Below are 19,520 nucleotides of genomic sequence, written 5' to 3'. Positions count from 1 at the left end.
TTTTTGTTTTGTGGTGATTCAATTATACCAAATGTGATTTTCTATGGAATTTTTTAGTTCATTTTCATTTTACAATTAACCAATTAAAAATGATTCATAACTTTTTTATTTTCTTGTTGACAGCTCTATTCCCAATTCTCGTAATGCATTTTCATCTGCTACTGCAGGCGCTTCTGTCATAGGGCAAATTGCATTTTGATTTTTTGGAAAAGCAATCACTTCACGTATATTATCTCTCTTCAACATCAACATCAGCAGTCTATCTAATCCAAAAGCAATTCCTCCATGAGGCGGAGTACCATATTGGAATGCATTTAATAAGAATCCGAATTTTTCTTCTGCCTCTTCTTTTGTAAAACCTAGTGCTTCAAACATCTTATCTTGCACATCTTTTGTATGAATTCGAATACTACCTCCACCAAGTTCAACACCATTCAATACAATGTCATAAGCTTTGGCATGCATCTTTTCAGGAGAAGAATTGAACAGCTTCAAATCTTCATCTACAGGTGCTGTGAAAGGATGATGTGCTGCAACATATCTATTTTCTTCTTCATTATATTCATACAGCGGAAACTCAACTACATACAGGAATGCAAATTCATTTTCATCTATTACACCTAATTTTTTTGCAGCCTCTAATCTAATATGACCCAAAGAAGTTAATGTTGTCATTGTTTTATCTGCAACAAATAATAGTAAATCTCCTTCTTTTGCTCCCATTTTTTTAACAATAGCATTTAACACATCGTCTCTTAAAAATTTTGAAATTGGTGAATTAATTCCATCTTCCGTGATACGCATCCACGCCAAACCTTTTGCTCCATACGTTTTTGCTGTTTCTCCCAAGGCATCAATAGCCTTTCTAGAAAATTCAGCTTCATAGCCGTTCAAATTGATTCCTCTCACAGTACCGCCGGACGAAATTGCATCATCAAAAACCTTAAAACCGCATTCATTTACGATTTCTGAGATATCATTGATTTCAAATCCAAATCTAATATCAGGCTTATCTGATCCAAATCTATCCATTGCTTCTTGCCATTTCATTCTCTTAAACGGAGTTTGAATTTCCATATTTAAAACGTCATGAAATACTGTTTTCATCAATCTTTCTGTAACATCCAAAACATCATCTATCTCTACAAAAGACATTTCACAGTCAATTTGAGTAAATTCTGGTTGTCTATCTGCTCTTAAATCTTCATCTCTAAAACATTTTGCGATTTGAAAATATCTATCCATACCTGATGTCATCAACAACTGTTTAAATAGTTGAGGAGATTGAGGAAGTGCATAGAAATGTCCCTTGTTTACACGACTTGGCACCAAATAATCTCTAGCACCTTCCGGCGTAGGTTTTGTCAAGATAGGTGTTTCAATTTCAAGAAAACCTTCATTTGATAAAAAATTTCTAACAGATTGTGTTACTTTATGACGCATCAAAAAATTATATTGCATTTTTGGTTTTCTTAAATCTAAGTAACGGTATTTCAAACGCAAGTCTTCAGCAACAATATCATCATCCTTAATATAAATTGGTGGTGTTTTTGCTGTATTTAAAATACGCAGTTCTTTTGCAAAAACTTCAATATCTCCGGTATCAATATTTTTATTTTTTGCACTTCTCTCTTTTACAACTCCCCTAACTGCAATAACATACTCTGAACCTAATTCTTTTGCTTTCGAAAAGTTTTCTGCACTATCGTTAATGTCAAATGCAACCTGAACAATTCCCGTACGATCTCTTAAATCAAGAAAAATTAAACCACCTAAATCTCTTTCACGTTGAACCCAACCCATCAATACAACTTCTTTTTCAACAAAGTCCATAGTCAAATCATTACAATAGTTTGTTCTTTTTAGTCCGTAAATATTATCCATTACACCCTCCAGCTATCTGTAAATTTATATGAGTCCTTTATAAAAAGGATTTGTCAACAGTTCTTTTCTTAATATCGTACTTGGTCCATGACCGGGATAAATAATAGTTTCTCCATCCAATTTTGCTATGTGTACCAGTGAATTAAGTAATTCATCATAATTTCCACCAAATAAATCCGTTCTTCCTATAGATCCTTTGAAAAGAGTATCTCCTGTAAACAACATATTTTCAAAATAAAAACACACTCCACCTTTAGTATGTCCGGGAGTATGGATGACATCCATAACCTTATTACCTACGGCGATTCGATCACCTTCGTCTACAAAAAAGTCAACTTGAAATTCTATGATTTTTCCAGAAATCATCGGAGAATGGTTTTTCTCAGCTGACTCAAAAAGTACTGAATCTGATCTATGTGCATATATCTTTGCATCATAGTTGTCTAATATCATAGGAACATCAGAAATATGGTCTCCATGACCATGTGTAAGAAATATCATTTCTACATTCAAATTGTTCTGTTTCAGAAACTTAATTAACGTAGAACCATTTAGCCCGGGATCTATCACATATGCCTTCTTTGTTTCTAAATCATATAAAACATAACTGTTAATTTCATAATGATTTTGGAAAAAAACTTTCAATTCCATTAAAATAATTCCTCTCTATCTTCGTTCAGGTCTTATATTATCAAAGCAATAATTCTAAAACATTTTTTTACTATCTACTAAAATAGTAACAGGACCATCATTAATTAATTCTACTTTCATATCAGCTCCAAATTGCCCAGTGCTGACAGGAATATTCTCTTTCTGTAAATATTTAACATATTCTTCATACAATTCATTTGCTTTATCCGGTTTTGCAGAGTTTATAAAAGAAGGTCTTCTTCCCTTCCTAACATCCCCATACAAAGTAAATTGAGAGACAACAAGAATTTCCCCTTTAATGTCCTCTATGGACAAATTCATTTTTTCATCTTCGTCTTCAAAAACTCTCAAGCCTAATGTTTTAGAAACACAATACTCTACATCTTCTATGGAATCATCGTGTGTAACCCCAAGAAGGACAAGTAATCCCTTTCCACAACTTGCAATTTCTTGACCGAATACTTGAACATTGGCCTGATTTACACGTTGAATCACTAATCTCATGAAACTCCTCCTGTTAATAGCTTTATTGGACTGCTCTTCTCACATCTGAAACGCCTTCAATCTTTCTCAATTTACTCATAATACTTCTTAATTTATCAACGCTAGGAACTTGTATCACAAAGTTCATAACAGCTATATTTTCCTTATTCGTTTTTGCGTTAATTCCATTCAAAGAAACCTTCTCTTCCGTAAACAATCTAGTGATATCCATAAATAGACTTTTTCTATCATAGGCTATAATTTGAATTTCAGCTTCAAACTCTTTTGATGTTAAATCATCATTATCCCAATACACAACAACACGTTTATCACTATTTTCTCCATCATCCAAAGATACATTAGTACAATCATTGCGATGCACGGATACTCCACGTCCCTTGGTAATATATCCGACAATTTCATCCCCCGGAACCGGATTACAACATTTTGCCAAACGTATCAAAATATTATCAATTCCTTCAACATGGATTCCGATACTGGATTTAGATGGTTTCCTTGCAATATTAGCTCTTTTTTCAGCCTCTTGTTTTTCTTTTAACGCTTTTTGTTCTAAGAGAAGTTCTTTGTTATCTTCTTCATATTTTTCCTTCAACCTAGGCATAATTTGATTTATTGTAATGCCTCCATAACCTAAAGCAGCATACAAATCTTCTACAACACCATTTGTTAATGTTTTCGTTGCAGATGAAATATATTTTTGTTTTAAGAAGTCATTGATAGGATATCCTAGTTTCTTGGTCTCTTTCTCTAAAAGTTCCCTACCTTTTTCAATATTTTCTTCCCTTTTTTCTTTTTTAAACCATTGTCGAATTTTAGTTTTAGCACCGGAACTTTTTACAATGTTTAACCAGTCTCTAGATGGTCCGTTAGAATTTCCGGACGTTATAATTTCAACAATATCCCCAGTTTTTAATTTATAATCGATAGGTACCATCCTTGAATTGACTTTTGCACCTACACACTTATTTCCAATTTGAGAATGGACTTTATATGCAAAATCTAAAGGACAAGAGCCTGCCGGTAATTCCAAAACATCTCCTCGGGGAGAAAACACGAATACTTTGTTAGCAAATAAGTCAATTTTTAAGGACTCCATAAATTCTTCCGGATCAGAAACTTCTTTTTGCCACTCCATCATCTGTCTTATCCAAGATAATTTTTCTTCCATTTCGCCGTCAGAATTGCCATTAGAGCTAAATCTTTCTTTATATTTCCAATGAGCTGCAATCCCAAATTCTGCAATTCTATTCATATCCCATGTTCTAATTTGTATTTCCAAAGGTTCTCCATCAGGACCAACTACAGTTGTGTGTAATGACTGATACATATTGGGTTTTGGCATTGCAATATAATCTTTAAAACGTGTCGGAATTGGTTTCCAAATGGTATGAACTAACCCTACCGCACCATAACAGTCCTTGATATTATCCACGATAATTCTCACTGCCATTAAATCGTAGATTTCCTCAAAAGTTTTATCTTGATACTTCATTTTTTTATAGATACTATAAAAATGTTTTGCTCTTCCTTTGATATCACAAGTAATATCATTTTCTTCAAGTTTAACCTCTATTTGCTCAATAACGCTCTCTATATATTTTTCACGTTCTTGTCTTTTTAGTGAGACTTTTTCCGTCAACTCACGGTATCCATCCGGATCCAAATATCGTAATGCCAAATCTTCCATTTCCCATTTAATTCGAAAAATACCTAATCTATTGGCAATTGGGGCATAAATCTCCGCTGTTTCTTTCGATTTTTCAATTGCCTTTTCTGTAGGCATGTATTTCATGGTTCTCATGTTATGCAAACGGTCAGCAAGTTTTATCAAAACAACTCTAATATCCTTACCCATTGCAAAAAACATCTTTCTAAAGTTTTCTGCTTGCATTTCTTGTTTACTTTGGTATTTGATTTGCCCCAGTTTGGTAACACCATCTACTAAATCGGCTATTGTTGTACCAAACTCACTTGCCATTTCTTCATAAGTCATATCTGTATCTTCCAATACATCATGCAACAAGCCTGCAGCTATGGTATCCATATCCATTTCTAATTCAGCTAAAATTTTTGCTACTTCAACAGGGTGTATAATATACTTTTCTCCTGATTTTCTGTATTGATTTTTATGACCTTCGTATGCATGTAAATATGCTTTTTCTACTATAGATACATCTGCACCTGAATTATATTCTCTAATCTTATCTAAAAGAGCACTAAGCATCTTATATCCCTCCTTTTTCACAACTTACTTTTATCATAAGATGCACTATTCATCAAAACTAAAATGGATATTTCACAAAAGATTCAACAGCATATCCTTTTAATTTCTCTCTTCCGTTCAATTCTTCCAATTCAATCAAAAACTCGCACTGAGAAACCGTGCCTCCCAAAGATTCAATTAGTTTAATAACAGCACTTACAGTTCCACCTGTAGCTAATAAATCATCTACAATAGCAATTCTTGCACCTTCATAAATTGCATCTACATGAATCTCCAACTGATCCACACCATACTCCAAATCATATTCATAAGTTCTTGTCTCAGCCGGCAATTTACCAGGTTTTCTTACTGGAACAAATGCAACGCCAAGTGCATAAGCAACAGCAGCTCCAAGGATAAAACCTCTTGCTTCCGGCCCAACAATAATATCTATATTTTTTTCTTTTAAATGTCCTGCAATGGTATCAACAGTTTCTCGAAAAGCTTCTCCATCTTTCAACAATGTTGTAATATCCTTAAAGCTGATTCCTTCCTTAGGAAAATCTTCAATCACTCTAATTTTTGACTTTAACTCCATAAAATTTCTCCCCTAAAATATAATATTTCACTTCTCAAAAGATTTTAAGTTGTTTAGAAATTCCAAATAATTATCTCTTCTATCTCCTATCGATAAATCTTCCAAGTAAATATTACCGAAAGAATATCGAATTGAAATCATTTTTAATTCTTGTAACAGTAAAATCTGTATCCACAATTTTAAAACTCTGTCCAATGTCATATTTTTGATTGTATCTATGGATATCTTTATCTTTTTATTGTTCTCTATCTTTTCTAAAAAAGAAATATTATTTCCAAGTGGAAAAGAGAATACTTTAATAGATTCTTTGAGCACATTGGTGCAGAAATCGAAGTAGTATATTTTTTCAAAATCTAATTCGGTTTGACGAGAAATAATATACTTTGACAGACTATCACAAATAATGATATTATTATAATCTTTTAAACTTACTTTTTCAATATTGGAAATGAATTTAACTTGATTTGCAACACAATCCAGGTACATTTGTTCCCTCTTTATATGATTAAGAACAGAAGGCACCGATGTCAAAAATAATGTGTTCGGAGTAAAATCTATTTTTTCTAACACAACAATATCTTTAGACAAACATGCATCTTCTAAAATTTCTTGTAGAACACACTTTGCTAGCTGAATCATTTCATCCATCATATTCTCTTGTTCAATCCACTTATAATCTCTTAATTTTAGTTGCAAACTTTTCACATCACGATATATGTTTTCTTCCATAGAACAAAGAATATCAAGTTCACTGTCACGATTACTTAAAATATCATCAGCTAGTTCTCCAAAATTGAATCCTATGATATTGCAACCTTTTATCTGTCCACGAAAATGTGTTTTATCCTTCCCAACACGCCCCACTTCTTTTATTTTGACATTTTTCATCAAAAAAAGAGGACTTGGATTCTTCATTCCAAAAGGTTCCATTTGCTTTAATTTATACATAAAATCCAACGTCAAATATTCCTCTTTCAGTTCACCATCAAAAAAAAACTTTTGTTTAAACGATTGTTCAGTTAAATATTTTTCCGAAATAAGGTTTATATTTTTTTCAAAAATGTTTAATTGTTCTTCTTCGATAGATAATCCCGCAGCCTGACTATGTCCCCCAAACCCCAACATACAATCACTTATTTCTTGCAAAGCTTGGAACAGATGAAACTCAGCTATGCTTCTGCCGGAACCCTTTGCAATTCCTTCCTCATCTATCGAAAATACAAACGAAGGCTTTCCATAACGTTCTGTTATTCTTGATGATACAATTCCAATTACTCCTTCGTTCCACCCCTTCTCTGACACCACAATTACATTATTCCTATACTTTGACTCCGATTCAATCATTGTGATTGCTTCCTCTAATATCGTCTGTTCTACCAACTGCCTTTGTAGATTATATTCATTCAAAGTAACGGCATATTGTATTGCTTTATTAACAGAGTTTGTAGTCAAAAGTAAAACTCCTGACATAGCCGAATCTAATCTGCCGCCTGCGTTTATTCGTGGAGCTAATTGAAAACCAACGTGATATGAAGTAATTTTTTGCTCTTTTAACTGTGCAACCTCTATCAAAGCTTGAATTCCAAAATTTAATTTATTGTGATTGATACTTTTTAATCCAAATTTGACAATACTTCTATTTTCTCCTAAAAGAGGAACCAAATCTGCAATAGTAGCAACTGCTGCTATCTCAAGATACATCATCATTTCCATGATACTACATTTTTTTAGAGCTTGTACTAATTTAAAAGCAATACCCGCTCCACACAATTCCTTAAACGGATAATTGCAATCACTTTGATGAGGATTAAGAATTGTGAATGCATTAGGAAGTTTATCAGGACACTGATGATGATCTGTAATAATAATATACATCTTAAGTTGATTACTCAAATCCACCTCTTTGATTGCAGAAATTCCACAATCCACAGTAATCACTAATTCATATCCCTGTTGTTTTAATTGAAGAATTGCATCTTCATTAAGTCCATATCCTTCCTTTTTTCTATCCGGAATATATACACCAACTTCGTATCCTATTTCTTTGAAATAATGAAATAGAATGGATGTTGATGAAACTCCATCTACATCATAATCTCCATAAATAACAATCTTTTCTCCACGCTCCATTGCAAGTTGTAACCTTGTTACAGTTTCGTACATACCTTTCATAAGATAAGGATCAATAAATGTTTCTTCATCTGAATTTAAATATTGTTCTATATCTTCAATACCACGATTTTTAATTACAACAGAAAGTAAGTCTAACCCTTCGTCAATATCTTGAACACACGTTTTATCTTTCCTTGCCATCCATATACTGCTCATATTTATTCTCCAAAATACTATCGTAACTTTTTAAATTTAATTCTTTTTTATCATGAATAATTTTATACAATATTTTAAATAAAATCAGATCTTTATAATAAAAAACGAACTATATATTCTATCCTTCTATATATCATTCCGTTTTTATCGAATTAATTTTTTGAAAAACAAAAAAATATACTTTTGTATTTGCTAATTCGTTATGTTTAGTATATAATAAATTGTAAGTTTGGAGAATAGCTTACACAAAAATATTAAGTCTTTTATAATCTATAAGAGAAAGAGGTAAATTTATGTCAAGATGTGTAGGAACTATATCAAGAGGTATTAGAACCGGTATTATTCGTCAAGGTGATGATCTTTCATCAATGGTGGTAAGCTCTTTAATGGAAGCTTGTGAATCAGATAATATACAGCTAAATGATCGCGATGTTTTAGGAGTGACGGAAGCTGTACTAGCAAGAGCTCAAGGAAACTATGCTACTGTTGATCAAATTGCAAATGATGTGAAGGAAAAATTTAAAAGTAAACATATTGGATTGATTTTTCCTATTTTAAGTAGAAATAGATTTGCTATTTGCTTGAAAGGTATTGCAAAGGGTGTTGATAAAATAACCCTTATATTAAATTATCCTTCCGATGAAGTAGGAAACCACTTAATTTCATTAGATGATTTGGATTGTAAAAAAATAAATCCTTATTCAGATGTTTTGACAGAAAAAAAATATCGTGAGTTATTTGGATACAAAGCACATGTTTTTACAGGTATTGATTATATTGAATACTACAAAGAATTGATTTCTTCTCAAAATTGTGAAGTTGAAGTTATTTTATCCAACAATCCTGCTACTATACTCGAACATACCAAATATGTATTAAACTGTGATATTCATACAAGAGCTAGAACAAAACGTATATTGCTAGAAAGTGGTGCAGAACAAGTACTAAGTTTGGATGAGATTATGAATTCTTCAATTGATGGAAGCGGATATAATCCTGATTATGGTTTGTTAGGTTCGAATAAGTCTACGGAAGAATCTATCAAACTATTTCCTAGAAATGCCAACGAATTTGTAACAGAAGTGCAACAAAAAATCAAAGAAATCACAGGAAAAACATTGGAAGTGCTAGTTTATGGAGATGGTGCTTTTAAAGATCCTGTTGGAAAAATTTGGGAATTAGCAGATCCGGTTGTATCACCAGGATTTACTAAAGGATTGGAAGGACAACCAAACGAATTAAAATTGAAATATTTGGCTGATAATGATTTTGCCAGCTTAAAGGGCGAAGAATTGAAGGAAGCTATTGTTCATTCTATTCAACAAAAAGAAAAAGACTTGAAAGGTTCTATGGTTACTCAAGGAACAACACCAAGACGACTAACAGATTTAATTGGTTCACTTTGTGATTTAACCTCAGGAAGTGGTGACAAAGGAACTCCTATTATTTTAATTCAAGGATATTTTGATAACTATGCAGACTAATCCTTTCTTCAACCATTTTTCATCATAAAAAATACTGTTTTTTAAATAATACCCTCTTTACCAGTTGTTGGTACAGAGGGTATTTTTATAACTCCTAGTTAATAAGGAGTTAGCACATTTATACTTCTGTTTTCACATAATACAAAAAAATGAATGATATAATTCAATATGTTGTTTTGTATAATAGTCGTCTATTTCATTGTAATTTCAATCAAATGGTATAATATTCTAAAAATTCAAAATGAATAATTGACACATTATATATTACATGATATAGTGTCATTTAATTATATAAATTGTGCGTATACAAAATATATAGAACTGATATTTTAGGAAAGGACTGATTTTATGGAAATAAAAAAATTCAAAAAAGTTCTAGTAGCAAATCGTGGAGAAATAGCAATTCGTATTTTCCGCGCCCTTACAGAACTTGGAATTAGAACGGTTGGAATTTATTCAAAAGAAGATAAATATTCTTTGTTTCGTACCAAAGCAGATGAATCCTATTTAATTGGAGAAGACAAGGGACCTATTGACGCTTATTTAGATATGGCTTCAATTATTCAAATTGCAAAAGACAAGAATGTAGATGCAATTCATCCGGGATATGGTTTTCTTTCAGAAAATCCTAAATTTGCACAAATGTGTCTGGATAACGGAATTGAATTTATTGGCCCTACGCCATATACCATGTTACAAATGGGAGATAAAATATCTGCAAAAATAGTTGCTTTAGAATGTCGTGTCCCTACAATTCCAGGACATCAAAAACCTATTAAAAATTCATTAGAGGCACAAGAGATTGCTGAAAAAATAGGTTACCCGGTTATCTTAAAAGCTGCAAACGGCGGTGGTGGAAGAGGAATGCGTATTGTAAACTCCAACGAAGAAATGGAAAATGAATTCAAAAATGCTATGAGCGAATCTATTAAAGCTTTTAATTCTGACGTTATTTTCATGGAAAAGTATCTACACCGTCCAAAACATATTGAAGTACAAATTTTAGGAGATAAATTTGGAAATATTGTACATCTTTTTGAAAGAGATTGTTCTTTACAAAGACGCCATCAAAAAGTCATCGAATTTGCCCCTTCTATTTCCCTTGACGAATCAATTAAACAAAAAATACTTTCTGATTCTGTTAAGTTAGCTAAATATGTAAACTACATCAGCGCCGGTACAATGGAATTTTTAGTAGATCAATCCGGAAACTATTACTTTATAGAGATGAACCCTCGTATCCAGGTAGAACACACTGTTACGGAAATGATAACCGGAGTAGACATTGTTCAAAGCCAAATTTTAATTGCCATGGGACATCCTCTTTATTCTTCAGAAATAAACATCAATTCACAAGATGATGTTTCTATCAGAGGATATTCTATCCAATGTCGTATCACTACAGAAAACCCAACTGCAAATTTTATGCCGGACACAGGTAAAATATCTGTGTATCGAAGTGCTTCGGGATTTGGAATCCGTTTGGATGGAGGAAATGGATTCACCGGTTCCGAAATTAGCCCTTACTATGACAGTCTTTTAGTAAAAACAACTTCTTGGGATAGAACATTCCACGGTGCAGCTAGAAAAGCACTACGTTCCATTAAGGAATTTCGGATTAGAGGAGTAAAAACAAATGTACCTTTTTTAATCAACGTTCTTAATCATTCTACTTTTTTGGAAGGAAATTGCTATACATCATTCATTGAAGATACAAAAGATTTATTTAATATAAAAGGAAGTAAAGATCGTGCGAGCAAATTAATGAATTTTATTGGAGATATTATCGTAAATGAAAAATACGATCCTTCTATTTCAGACATTAAGATTCCAAAAATTAAAATTGATTTATCTGCAAACTCAAAAAGTAGCAAACAATTATTTCAAGAAATGGGAGCAAAAGATTTTACTCAAATGATTTTGAATGAAAAGAAATTGTATGTAACCGATACAACCATGCGTGATGCCCATCAATCGCTTTTTGCAACTCGTATGAGAACGTATGATATGTTACAGGCAGCACCTTATTGCAATAAAATTTTTAGAGATACCTTCTCTATGGAAACATGGGGAGGTGCTACATTTGATGTAGCTTATCGTTTCTTAAAAGAATCGCCATGGAGAAGATTGGAAAAACTGTCTGAATCAATGCCGGATGTACTACAACAAATGTTGTTGCGTGCGTCTAATGCAGTTGGATACAAAAATTATCCTGATAATGTAGTAAGTGAATTCATCAAGGTTTCTGCGGAACAAGGAATTGATGTGTTTCGAATTTTTGATAGTTTGAACTGGTTAGAAAATATGAAACTTCCAATTGAAACTGCTTTAAATACCGGAAAAATTGTCGAAGGAACGATTTGTTATACTTCGGATATCTTGAGTCCGGATAACAAAAAATATCCTTTAGAATACTATATTAAAAAGGCAAAAGAATTGGAAAAAATGGGAATTCATATTTTAGGAATTAAAGATATGGCAGGTCTACTAAAACCTTATGCTGCGAAACAATTAATTTCTGAACTAAAAAAAGAACTGCATATCCCAATTCATTTACACACACATGATACTTCAGGGAACTCAGTTGCAACAATTTTAATGGCATCCGAGGCAGGTGTTGATATTGCAGATCTTGCACTTGAATCTATGTCAGGTTTGACATCCCAACCTTCTTTGAATGCTGTTGTGGCAGCGCTAAAAAATACAGATAGAGATACAGGTTTGGATTTAGAAGAGTTAAATGAAGTAAGTAATTATTTCAAAGAGGTACGCAAAATTTACAAAAAATTTGAATCTGAACTAAAAACACCTTCTGTTGAAATTTATAAATATGAAATTCCGGGAGGACAGTATTCCAACTTGTTACCTCAAACAAAATCAGTTGGATTGGAACATAAGTTTGAAGAAGTAAAAGAAGCTTATCGTCAAGCAAATCTTTTATTAGGAGATATTATTAAAGTAACTCCTTCTTCTAAAATAGTTGGAGATTTGGCAATTTTTATGGTGAAAAATAATCTAACTCCTGAAAACATACTCACTGAAGGAGAGAATCTATCTTTCCCGGATTCTGTTGTAGAATATTTCATGGGACAAATCGGACAACCTGATGGAGGTTTTCCTGAAGATTTACAAAAAATCGTTTTGAAGGGAAAAACTCCTCTTACACAACGTCCGGGAATGCTTCTTCCAAATGAAGATTTTGAAAAAATTAAACTTCAACTAAATGAAAAATATGTAGATATTGCTAATGAAAGAAATATTTTGAGTTATGCTCTCTATCCAAAAGTATATGATGACTATTGCAAACATATTGATTTATACAACGATATCAGCAACCTTCCATCCACTGTATTTTTCTACGGCTTGGAAAAAGGGCAAGAAATTGACGTTCAAATAGAAGATGGAAAAGTTCTCAATATCTGCTATACAGGATATAGCGATGCCGATGAAAATGGTTTGAGATCTGTTTATTTCGAGCTTAACGGTTCAGCTAGAGAAGTAGAAATCTTAGATCGTTCTGTTCAAACCAAAAAAGACAGCAAACGAAAAGCAGATAAATCTAATCCAAAACATATCGCTTCTCCTATCCCTGGAACGATTGCTGAAATATTAGTCAACCCTGGTGATACGATTGAAAAGAATCAGCCTCTTATGATTGTAGAAGCAATGAAAATGGAAACTACCATTCTTGCAAAAGCAGACGGAGCTATTTCTGAGATTTTAATTTCTCAAGGAGACTCTGTTTCTGATGACGAATTGGCTATGATTCTAAAGTAAAATAATACTTTTAAAAACTGGAGATGTTCAAAATGACCTACCTCCGGTTTTACATACATGATTAGAAAAGAAAAAGAGGTTTTTAAGAATATTTTCATAAAAACCTCTAATAGACTCTCTTACCTATTAAATCAATTCTGTTATTCTAAAATATATTTTTCTGATAAGAGTTATACAATGTCTTTAAAAGCAACATTTTGTCATTCATTTCCAGTTGTAAATCCGATGCATAGGAGTAATTTTTTTCCATTAATGCATTTTTTATCCTTGAAAATAAACATTTCTTATCAACACTGTCTTTCATCAGTTCCCAACGAAGAGCATTGATTTTGGTCCAATTCACAATATCCAAATCAGAAATATCCTGATTGTTGTCATGTAAAATTGAAAAAGAACGAACCACTTCCATATTGTTCTCTATAATATGAAAACTTAGTTGATTTACCCATTTTTCCAAGATGGATGATGCAAAGGAATCAATAATTTCATCTGTAAAAATATCATCTTTTTTCAAAATAGCCAACTTATCCGGAAATTGCTGAAAATGCAATAAATTTTCATATACTGTCTTAGGTGGAATACCAAATTTTCTAAATCTTTCTTCTTCACTATAATATTCAAAGATATTTTTTTCACTTCGGTATTCTCTTCCCTGTTCTAAATAGATACCTTGTTCCTGTTCTGTCTTAGAAAATTCTATTTCTAACTCTTCCAAAGACATATTCATTGCCGCATTCCACAATCCGTCACGAATTGCTTGGTAGCAGCTTGCCAAGATAAGATATACATTATTATGAGGACTTGGTGAACGCAACTCAAATCTGGTTGCCAAGGAGTTTGAAAAATCTTTGATTAGACCTATCAAAATAGAACGGTTTCTGGATGGAATCTCAGGACTAAGTCCCAACGAAGAAACAATACAGATAGGTGCTTCGAAATGAGGCTCTAAACGTTTGAGAGAATCAATTGTCCAAGCAACAAAAGGGTTAATCACTTCATAGTTTTTCAAAATACCCATCAATGCAGAAAGTCCATAAGATGTCGTATATCGTGTTGTCAAATCCTTGTGTGAAAATAAATTTTTTCTTTCTCCATTTTTTAATTTACAGGATACTCCAATATGCACATGTTTTCCACTTCCGGCAACTCCTTCAATTGGTTTTGCTCGAAAAGTAACCTCCAATTTATGCATATGAAAGATATCTTTCACCAAATGACGGATAAAATGCTCTTTATCACAAGTATGAATCTCATCATCATATTTCCAATCTATCTCTAATTGTTCCATGATATGTTCGGATTTTCCTGTTACAGATATAGGAGATGTTACTCCTCCTACTTCTTTATGTCCCATTTCTACATCGAATCCATATAAATCCATAATATAGATTGTATTTTCAAGTGCTGTTCTTACAATTCCATCTGTGCGCTTCCAATATTGTTCTTTTAATCTTTGAGATGCAGACAATTTTTCTACATCCACCGTATCTTCAGGAGTTTGAACCCAAAATTCCAATTCAGTAGCTGATGTTAAATCAATTGACTCTACTTCATCTGCCGATTGTATTCCCATTTCCTCACAAATAGTAGGATGTTCTTTTAAAAATTTCATAGAATCTTGTTTCAATTTTAAAGCTGCTTTTTTCAAAATAGATCTGGAGCATACTTTTTTCCCGTTATGAACAAGAAATGATGGGATTCTAAGTGTTCCTACAGGAGTTTCTCCATCTTCCAATAAATTCCTAAAATTATAATCCACAAACCAATCAACTTCTAAATCAGGTAAAATAATAACTTTTGCATTGTCTAACGTTGCAATGTTTTGTAAAACTACACTTGATCCGTCAGTTTGAACTCCAACAGTTAGCAAACTTTCGATATCTTTTATAAAAGTGGATACAGGTATTTTTTCATCTGTCCCATTTCCACTAAAATCAATCGCAACAAAAGAAACAAATTGTACTTCTGTATGATTTGTCAATATATTGATAATTTCACGATGAGAATGATTTTTCTTACTTATGGTAAATAGCAAATTTTTTATCTGAGTATTATTTAAATTCATTTATATCGTCTCCTATTTTTTCAAATTTATGATATTTTTCAATGCTAATAAAGATCCGATTTTAGAGTATTCATAGGTTAATCCTCCTTGAAAGAACACAGTATACGGTTCACGAACGGGAGCATCTGCACTCAATTCAATGGAAGAGCCTTGAATAAAGTTTCCTGCAGCCATAATAACAGGATCGTCATATCCCGGCATTTCCCAAGGCTCAGGAGATACAAATGAGTCTACCGGAGATGCTTCCTGCACCCCTTTACAAAAAGCGATAATCTCTTCTGCAGAATTCAGCTGAACTGCTTGAATAATATCACTTCTGACATCATTAGATTGAGGAAACGTTTTATATCCATGATTCTCAAACAATTTACTACAAAAAATTGCTCCTTTTACAGCTCCCGCTACAACAGATGGAGCTAAAAATAATCCTTGTAAAATCGTTCTTGTCATTCCAAAGGTAAGTCCACATTCTTTTCCTATACTTGGCGATGTTAAGCGTTTAGCAATTGCATCTATCAAATGTTTTTTTCCACAAATATATCCTCCGGTCAATGCAAGACCTCCACCTGGATTTTTTATAAGAGAACCTGCCATAATATCTACTCCAACCTCTGTAGGTTCTCTTGTCTCTAAAAATTCCCCATAGCAATTATCTACCATAATAATTACATTAGGATTAATGTCTCTAACAAACTTTACGATACTCTCAATATCATCTACAGACAAAGATTTTCGATTACTGTAACCTTTTGATCTTTGAATATACACCATTTTCAAATCAGGAGTTTCTCTCATTTCTTTTTCAATAGACAACCTGTCGAACGAACCGTCTTCCAAAAAGTTCACTTGCCTATATCTAATCCCATAAGAAGCTAAGGAGTGACTATCTTCAGAAATTCCAATAACTCTATCTAATGTATCATACGGTTTAGAAGATATAGAAAGCATAACATCACCTGGAAAAAGCAACCCCTGTAAACACAACGTAAGGGCATGAGTTCCATTCACTATATTAGAACGAACCAACGCATCTTCAGCGCCAAAGACAGTACTAAAAATTTCTTCAACTTTCTCTCTTCCGACATCATTGTATCCGTAGCCTGTCGTCCAATTAAAATGAGTATCGGAAAGTCTACATATTTGCATCGCATTCAATACCTTGTATTGGTTATATTTTTGTATATCTTGATACTGTTCAAAAACATGTTGTATTTGCTCTTCTGCACTTTTTTCATAAAAAAGAATTTCTTCTGTGATTCCAAAGTTTTTTCTTAAAAAATCTATATTTCTATCATCCATCACAAGACCCCTTTTGATTATCATTATCTAACATTTAGTAAAATTATAGTATATTTTTTAACATTATAAAAGAAATATGTTATTTTGTGCACATATTTTCTTATCTTCTACCGGCCATATAGAAACTTGCACTTCTCCGATATGAGCTTTTCTCAAAAAGAACATACAGATTCTAGATTGACCGATTCCTCCACCAATTGTTAATGGAAGAACTTGATTTTGAATTTTTTGATGAAAATCATATTTTAACTTATACTCTTCATTTTTTTCTTCTAATTGATTTTTTAAAGAAACTTCATCTACACGAATTCCCATAGAAGATAATTCTAGTGCAACATCCAGTAGCTCATCATAGAATAACAAATCTCCGTTCAGCTTCCAATCATCGTAATCAGCTGCTCTAGAATCATGGATAGTTCCATCCGATAACTTGCCACCAATTCCTATAATAAATACTGCTCCTTTTTCTTTTGTAATTTCATACTCTCTTTCTTTAGAAGATAGGGATGGATATTTTTTTCTTAACTCTTCAGATTCAATAAAGAAAATTTCAGAAGGAAGTACTTTCTTGTAAAAACTATATTCTTGTTCTAGACAATCTTCTACCTCCAAAAAAACTTGATAGATTTTTCGAACTGTATCTTTCAAATACTCTATTGTTCTATCTTCTTTTTCAACAATTTTTTCCCAATCCCACTGATCCACATAAATGGAATGAATATTATCCAATTCTTCATCGCGACGAATAGCGTTCATATCAGTATAAAGTCCAGTATTTACAGGGAAACCATATCTGTATAATGCCAATCTTTTCCATTTTGCCAAAGATTGAACAATTTCTAAATTATCTCCCGAATCCTTCATATCAAACGCTACCGGACGCTCTACTCCGTTTAATCCGTCATTTAATCCACTATCCGTCTTAACAAACAGAGGAGCTGAAACTCTCGTCAAATTCAATTTTTCAGATAGTGTCTTTTGAAACAAATCTTTAATTCTTTTAATCGCAATCTCTGTTTCCAAAAGAGAAAATTCATTTATATACCCCTCTGGTAAAATCAACTTATCTACTGCCATTTTATACCCCTCCTCTAAATAATATCGTCTTTTTCATTCTGATGAAAGAATCTACTTTTTTGAAAGCTTTATTCTGCTTTACCGACAAGAATATACTACTGTTTTTCAAAAATCATGATTTTTGAAAAACAAAAAACCCCTTCATCCCTATATATTATCTATCAGAAATATATAGGGACGAAAGAGTTATCATTCGTGATACCACCCTACTTCTTGGCTAAATACCAACTCAATAAAGTACAAACATACTTTTTCCAATCTAACGCTTGGAAAATACGTTCAAGTCTACTCAACATACGTCTTTCGGTTGAAAGCTCATAGGTGTTCTTCTTTTATAACAAACTGTCAAACTCTCACCTACTTTGACTCGCTGAACGTTTTTATTTATAAAATACTCTCCTAATCATCGCTTCTTATGAAATTACTTTAACTATATCGCTAATTACCCACATTGTCAACTACTATCATAAATATGGTTGTACTACATACTTTCAATTTCTTTTTTCAATAATGTGTTTACAATTTGAGGATTTGCTTTTCCCTTTGATTGTTTCATAACTTGTCCTACCAAAAATCCGAATGCTCTATCTTTTCCATTTTTCAAATCGTCTATTGATTGTGGATTTTGAGATAAGACTTCTTTGACAATATCAAGAATAAACCCTTCATCTTGAACCTGTGTCAATCCTTCTTTTTCTATATGGTCTTTAGGATCAATTCCATCTTCAAACATTTTTCTAAAAATTTTCTTTGCCATATTGTTATTAATTTTCTTTTGTGAAATTTGATTCAACAAAAATGCAAACTGATTGATATCAAATTTCTCATTTCCGATTGTAGAATCAGAATCCTTCAATCTTCTCAAAAACTCAGACAAGAAAAAGTTCGTTGTTACTTGCTTGTCTTCTGTCAAAGCAATCAATTTTTCAAAATAAGCAGAAATCTCTTTACTGGAATTCAATATTGACGCATCATCATGAGTAACACCATATTCTTTGATAAAGCGTTTTCTTTTCTCTGATGGAAGTTCAGGCAAACTATCTTTAACAGCATTGATATACTCTTCTGAAATCACAAAGTCTACAATATCCGCTTCCGGAAAATATCGATAATCTTGTACATTTTCCTTACTTCTCATAGAAATAGTCACTTGGTTTTGTTCATCCCATCTTCTTGTTTCTTTTAAAGAATTTTCTCCCTTTTCCAAAAGTTCAATATGTCTTTTTTCCTCATACTCCATCGCTTTTAAAGCTGACTTAAAAGAATTCAAATTCTTTAATTCTACAATATTAGATTTAACACCATCTTCTCTTACAACATTGATATTGACATCACAACGAAGAGAACCTTGTTCCATCTTTACATCAGATACTCCTGTAAACAAAAGAATCTCTTTTAAGTTTTCCAAATATCGATATGCTTCTGTCGGAGAATTCATATCAGGATATGATACAATCTCGATTAATGGAACACCCGCTCTATTGTAATCAATCAAAGAATCTCCCGAAACATCATGAATAGATTTTCCAGTATCTTCTTCCATATGAATGCGAATCAATCTAATCTTTTTTTCATTCCCGAATTCATCTTCAATCTCAACATATCCTTCATAGCATAGTGGTTTATCAAATTGTGAAATTTGATAACCTT

General features: G+C 32.4%; 12 protein-coding genes and 1 other annotated feature. Of the genes, 2 read left to right on the top strand and 10 right to left on the bottom strand.

Features of this window, described 5'->3' with window-relative positions; all coding sequences use genetic code 11:
* Positions 1 to 105 precede the first annotated feature (105 nt).
* The 6 genes from aspS to recJ are packed head-to-tail and all read right to left on the bottom strand — an operon-like array spanning position 106 to position 8,168.
* Positions 106 to 1,884, bottom strand: a complete 1,779-nt coding sequence (gene aspS / locus ACO5GE_RS05415) for an aspartate--tRNA ligase (protein ID WP_484829911.1) — start codon at positions 1,882 to 1,884, stop codon at positions 106 to 108.
* 24 nt (positions 1,885 to 1,908) lie between these two features.
* Complete coding sequence (locus ACO5GE_RS05410; protein ID WP_484829910.1) at positions 1,909 to 2,535, bottom strand: MBL fold metallo-hydrolase; 627 nt, start codon at positions 2,533 to 2,535, stop codon at positions 1,909 to 1,911.
* 54 nt (positions 2,536 to 2,589) lie between these two features.
* The gene (gene dtd / locus ACO5GE_RS05405) at positions 2,590 to 3,039 is read right to left on the bottom strand and encodes a D-aminoacyl-tRNA deacylase (RefSeq protein ID WP_484829909.1); all 450 of its coding nucleotides are present in this window, start codon (positions 3,037 to 3,039) and stop codon (positions 2,590 to 2,592) included.
* 22 nt (positions 3,040 to 3,061) lie between these two features.
* Positions 3,062 to 5,263 carry a RelA/SpoT family protein gene (locus ACO5GE_RS05400; RefSeq protein WP_484829908.1) on the bottom strand — a complete coding sequence of 734 codons (2,202 nt, stop codon included), beginning with the start codon at positions 5,261 to 5,263 and terminating at the stop codon, positions 3,062 to 3,064.
* A 58-nt stretch (positions 5,264 to 5,321) separates the two neighbouring features.
* A complete protein-coding gene (locus ACO5GE_RS05395) occupies positions 5,322 to 5,840 on the bottom strand; it encodes an adenine phosphoribosyltransferase (protein ID WP_484829907.1) in 519 nt (172 codons plus the stop codon).
* Positions 5,841 to 5,867: 27 nt separating this feature from the next.
* The gene (recJ, locus tag ACO5GE_RS05390; RefSeq protein ID WP_484829906.1) at positions 5,868 to 8,168 is read right to left on the bottom strand and encodes a single-stranded-DNA-specific exonuclease RecJ; all 2,301 of its coding nucleotides are present in this window, start codon (positions 8,166 to 8,168) and stop codon (positions 5,868 to 5,870) included.
* Positions 8,169 to 8,461: 293 nt separating this feature from the next.
* Here recJ and ACO5GE_RS05385 point away from each other — a divergent pair, with 293 nt between their 5' ends.
* Complete coding sequence (locus tag ACO5GE_RS05385; protein ID WP_484829905.1) at positions 8,462 to 9,652, top strand: coenzyme F420-0:L-glutamate ligase; 1,191 nt, start codon at positions 8,462 to 8,464, stop codon at positions 9,650 to 9,652.
* Between the two features lie 348 nt (positions 9,653 to 10,000).
* Complete coding sequence (locus ACO5GE_RS05380; protein ID WP_484829904.1) at positions 10,001 to 13,429, top strand: pyruvate carboxylase; 3,429 nt, start codon at positions 10,001 to 10,003, stop codon at positions 13,427 to 13,429.
* A 145-nt stretch (positions 13,430 to 13,574) separates the two neighbouring features.
* Here the strand turns inward: ACO5GE_RS05380 and ACO5GE_RS05375 are convergent, their stop codons facing one another.
* From ACO5GE_RS05375 to gatB, 4 genes are all read right to left on the bottom strand, one after another.
* Positions 13,575 to 15,494 (bottom strand): type I glutamate--ammonia ligase, encoded by a 1,920-nt coding sequence (locus tag ACO5GE_RS05375; RefSeq protein ID WP_484829903.1) that lies wholly within the window; start codon positions 15,492 to 15,494, stop codon positions 13,575 to 13,577.
* Between the two features lie 12 nt (positions 15,495 to 15,506).
* Complete coding sequence (locus ACO5GE_RS05370; protein ID WP_484829902.1) at positions 15,507 to 16,793, bottom strand: methionine gamma-lyase family protein; 1,287 nt, start codon at positions 16,791 to 16,793, stop codon at positions 15,507 to 15,509.
* Between the two features lie 63 nt (positions 16,794 to 16,856).
* Entirely contained in the window at positions 16,857 to 17,870 is a 1,014-nt protein-coding gene (gene asnA / locus ACO5GE_RS05365; protein ID WP_484829901.1) for an aspartate--ammonia ligase, read from the bottom strand.
* Between the two features lie 170 nt (positions 17,871 to 18,040).
* Positions 18,041 to 18,286, bottom strand: a binding site (T-box leader).
* 65 nt (positions 18,287 to 18,351) lie between these two features.
* Positions 18,352 to 19,520 (bottom strand): Asp-tRNA(Asn)/Glu-tRNA(Gln) amidotransferase subunit GatB (gene gatB, locus ACO5GE_RS05360; protein ID WP_484829900.1); only part of this gene is annotated, 1,169 nt, incomplete at its 5' end.

This window comes from Filifactor sp., from assembly GCF_057248345.1.
This window is presented reverse-complemented; position numbering and strand designations above follow the sequence as displayed.

Excerpts from the sequence above, each read along its gene's own strand:
- aspS (WP_484829911.1), bottom strand. The coding sequence starts at position 1,884 with ATGGATAATATTTACGGACTAAAAAGAACAAACTATTGTAATGATTTG.
- asnA (WP_484829901.1), bottom strand. The coding sequence starts at position 17,870 with ATGGCAGTAGATAAGTTGATTTTACCAGAGGGGTATATAAATGAATTT.
- dtd (WP_484829909.1), bottom strand. The coding sequence starts at position 3,039 with ATGAGATTAGTGATTCAACGTGTAAATCAGGCCAATGTTCAAGTATTC.
- ACO5GE_RS05395 (WP_484829907.1), bottom strand. The coding sequence starts at position 5,840 with ATGGAGTTAAAGTCAAAAATTAGAGTGATTGAAGATTTTCCTAAGGAA.
- ACO5GE_RS05410 (WP_484829910.1), bottom strand. The coding sequence starts at position 2,535 with ATGGAATTGAAAGTTTTTTTCCAAAATCATTATGAAATTAACAGTTAT.
- recJ (WP_484829906.1), bottom strand. The coding sequence starts at position 8,168 with ATGAGCAGTATATGGATGGCAAGGAAAGATAAAACGTGTGTTCAAGAT.
- ACO5GE_RS05370 (WP_484829902.1), bottom strand. The coding sequence starts at position 16,793 with ATGGATGATAGAAATATAGATTTTTTAAGAAAAAACTTTGGAATCACA.
- ACO5GE_RS05380 (WP_484829904.1), top strand. The coding sequence starts at position 10,001 with ATGGAAATAAAAAAATTCAAAAAAGTTCTAGTAGCAAATCGTGGAGAA.
- ACO5GE_RS05400 (WP_484829908.1), bottom strand. The coding sequence starts at position 5,263 with ATGCTTAGTGCTCTTTTAGATAAGATTAGAGAATATAATTCAGGTGCA.
- ACO5GE_RS05375 (WP_484829903.1), bottom strand. The coding sequence starts at position 15,494 with ATGAATTTAAATAATACTCAGATAAAAAATTTGCTATTTACCATAAGT.
- ACO5GE_RS05385 (WP_484829905.1), top strand. The coding sequence starts at position 8,462 with ATGTCAAGATGTGTAGGAACTATATCAAGAGGTATTAGAACCGGTATT.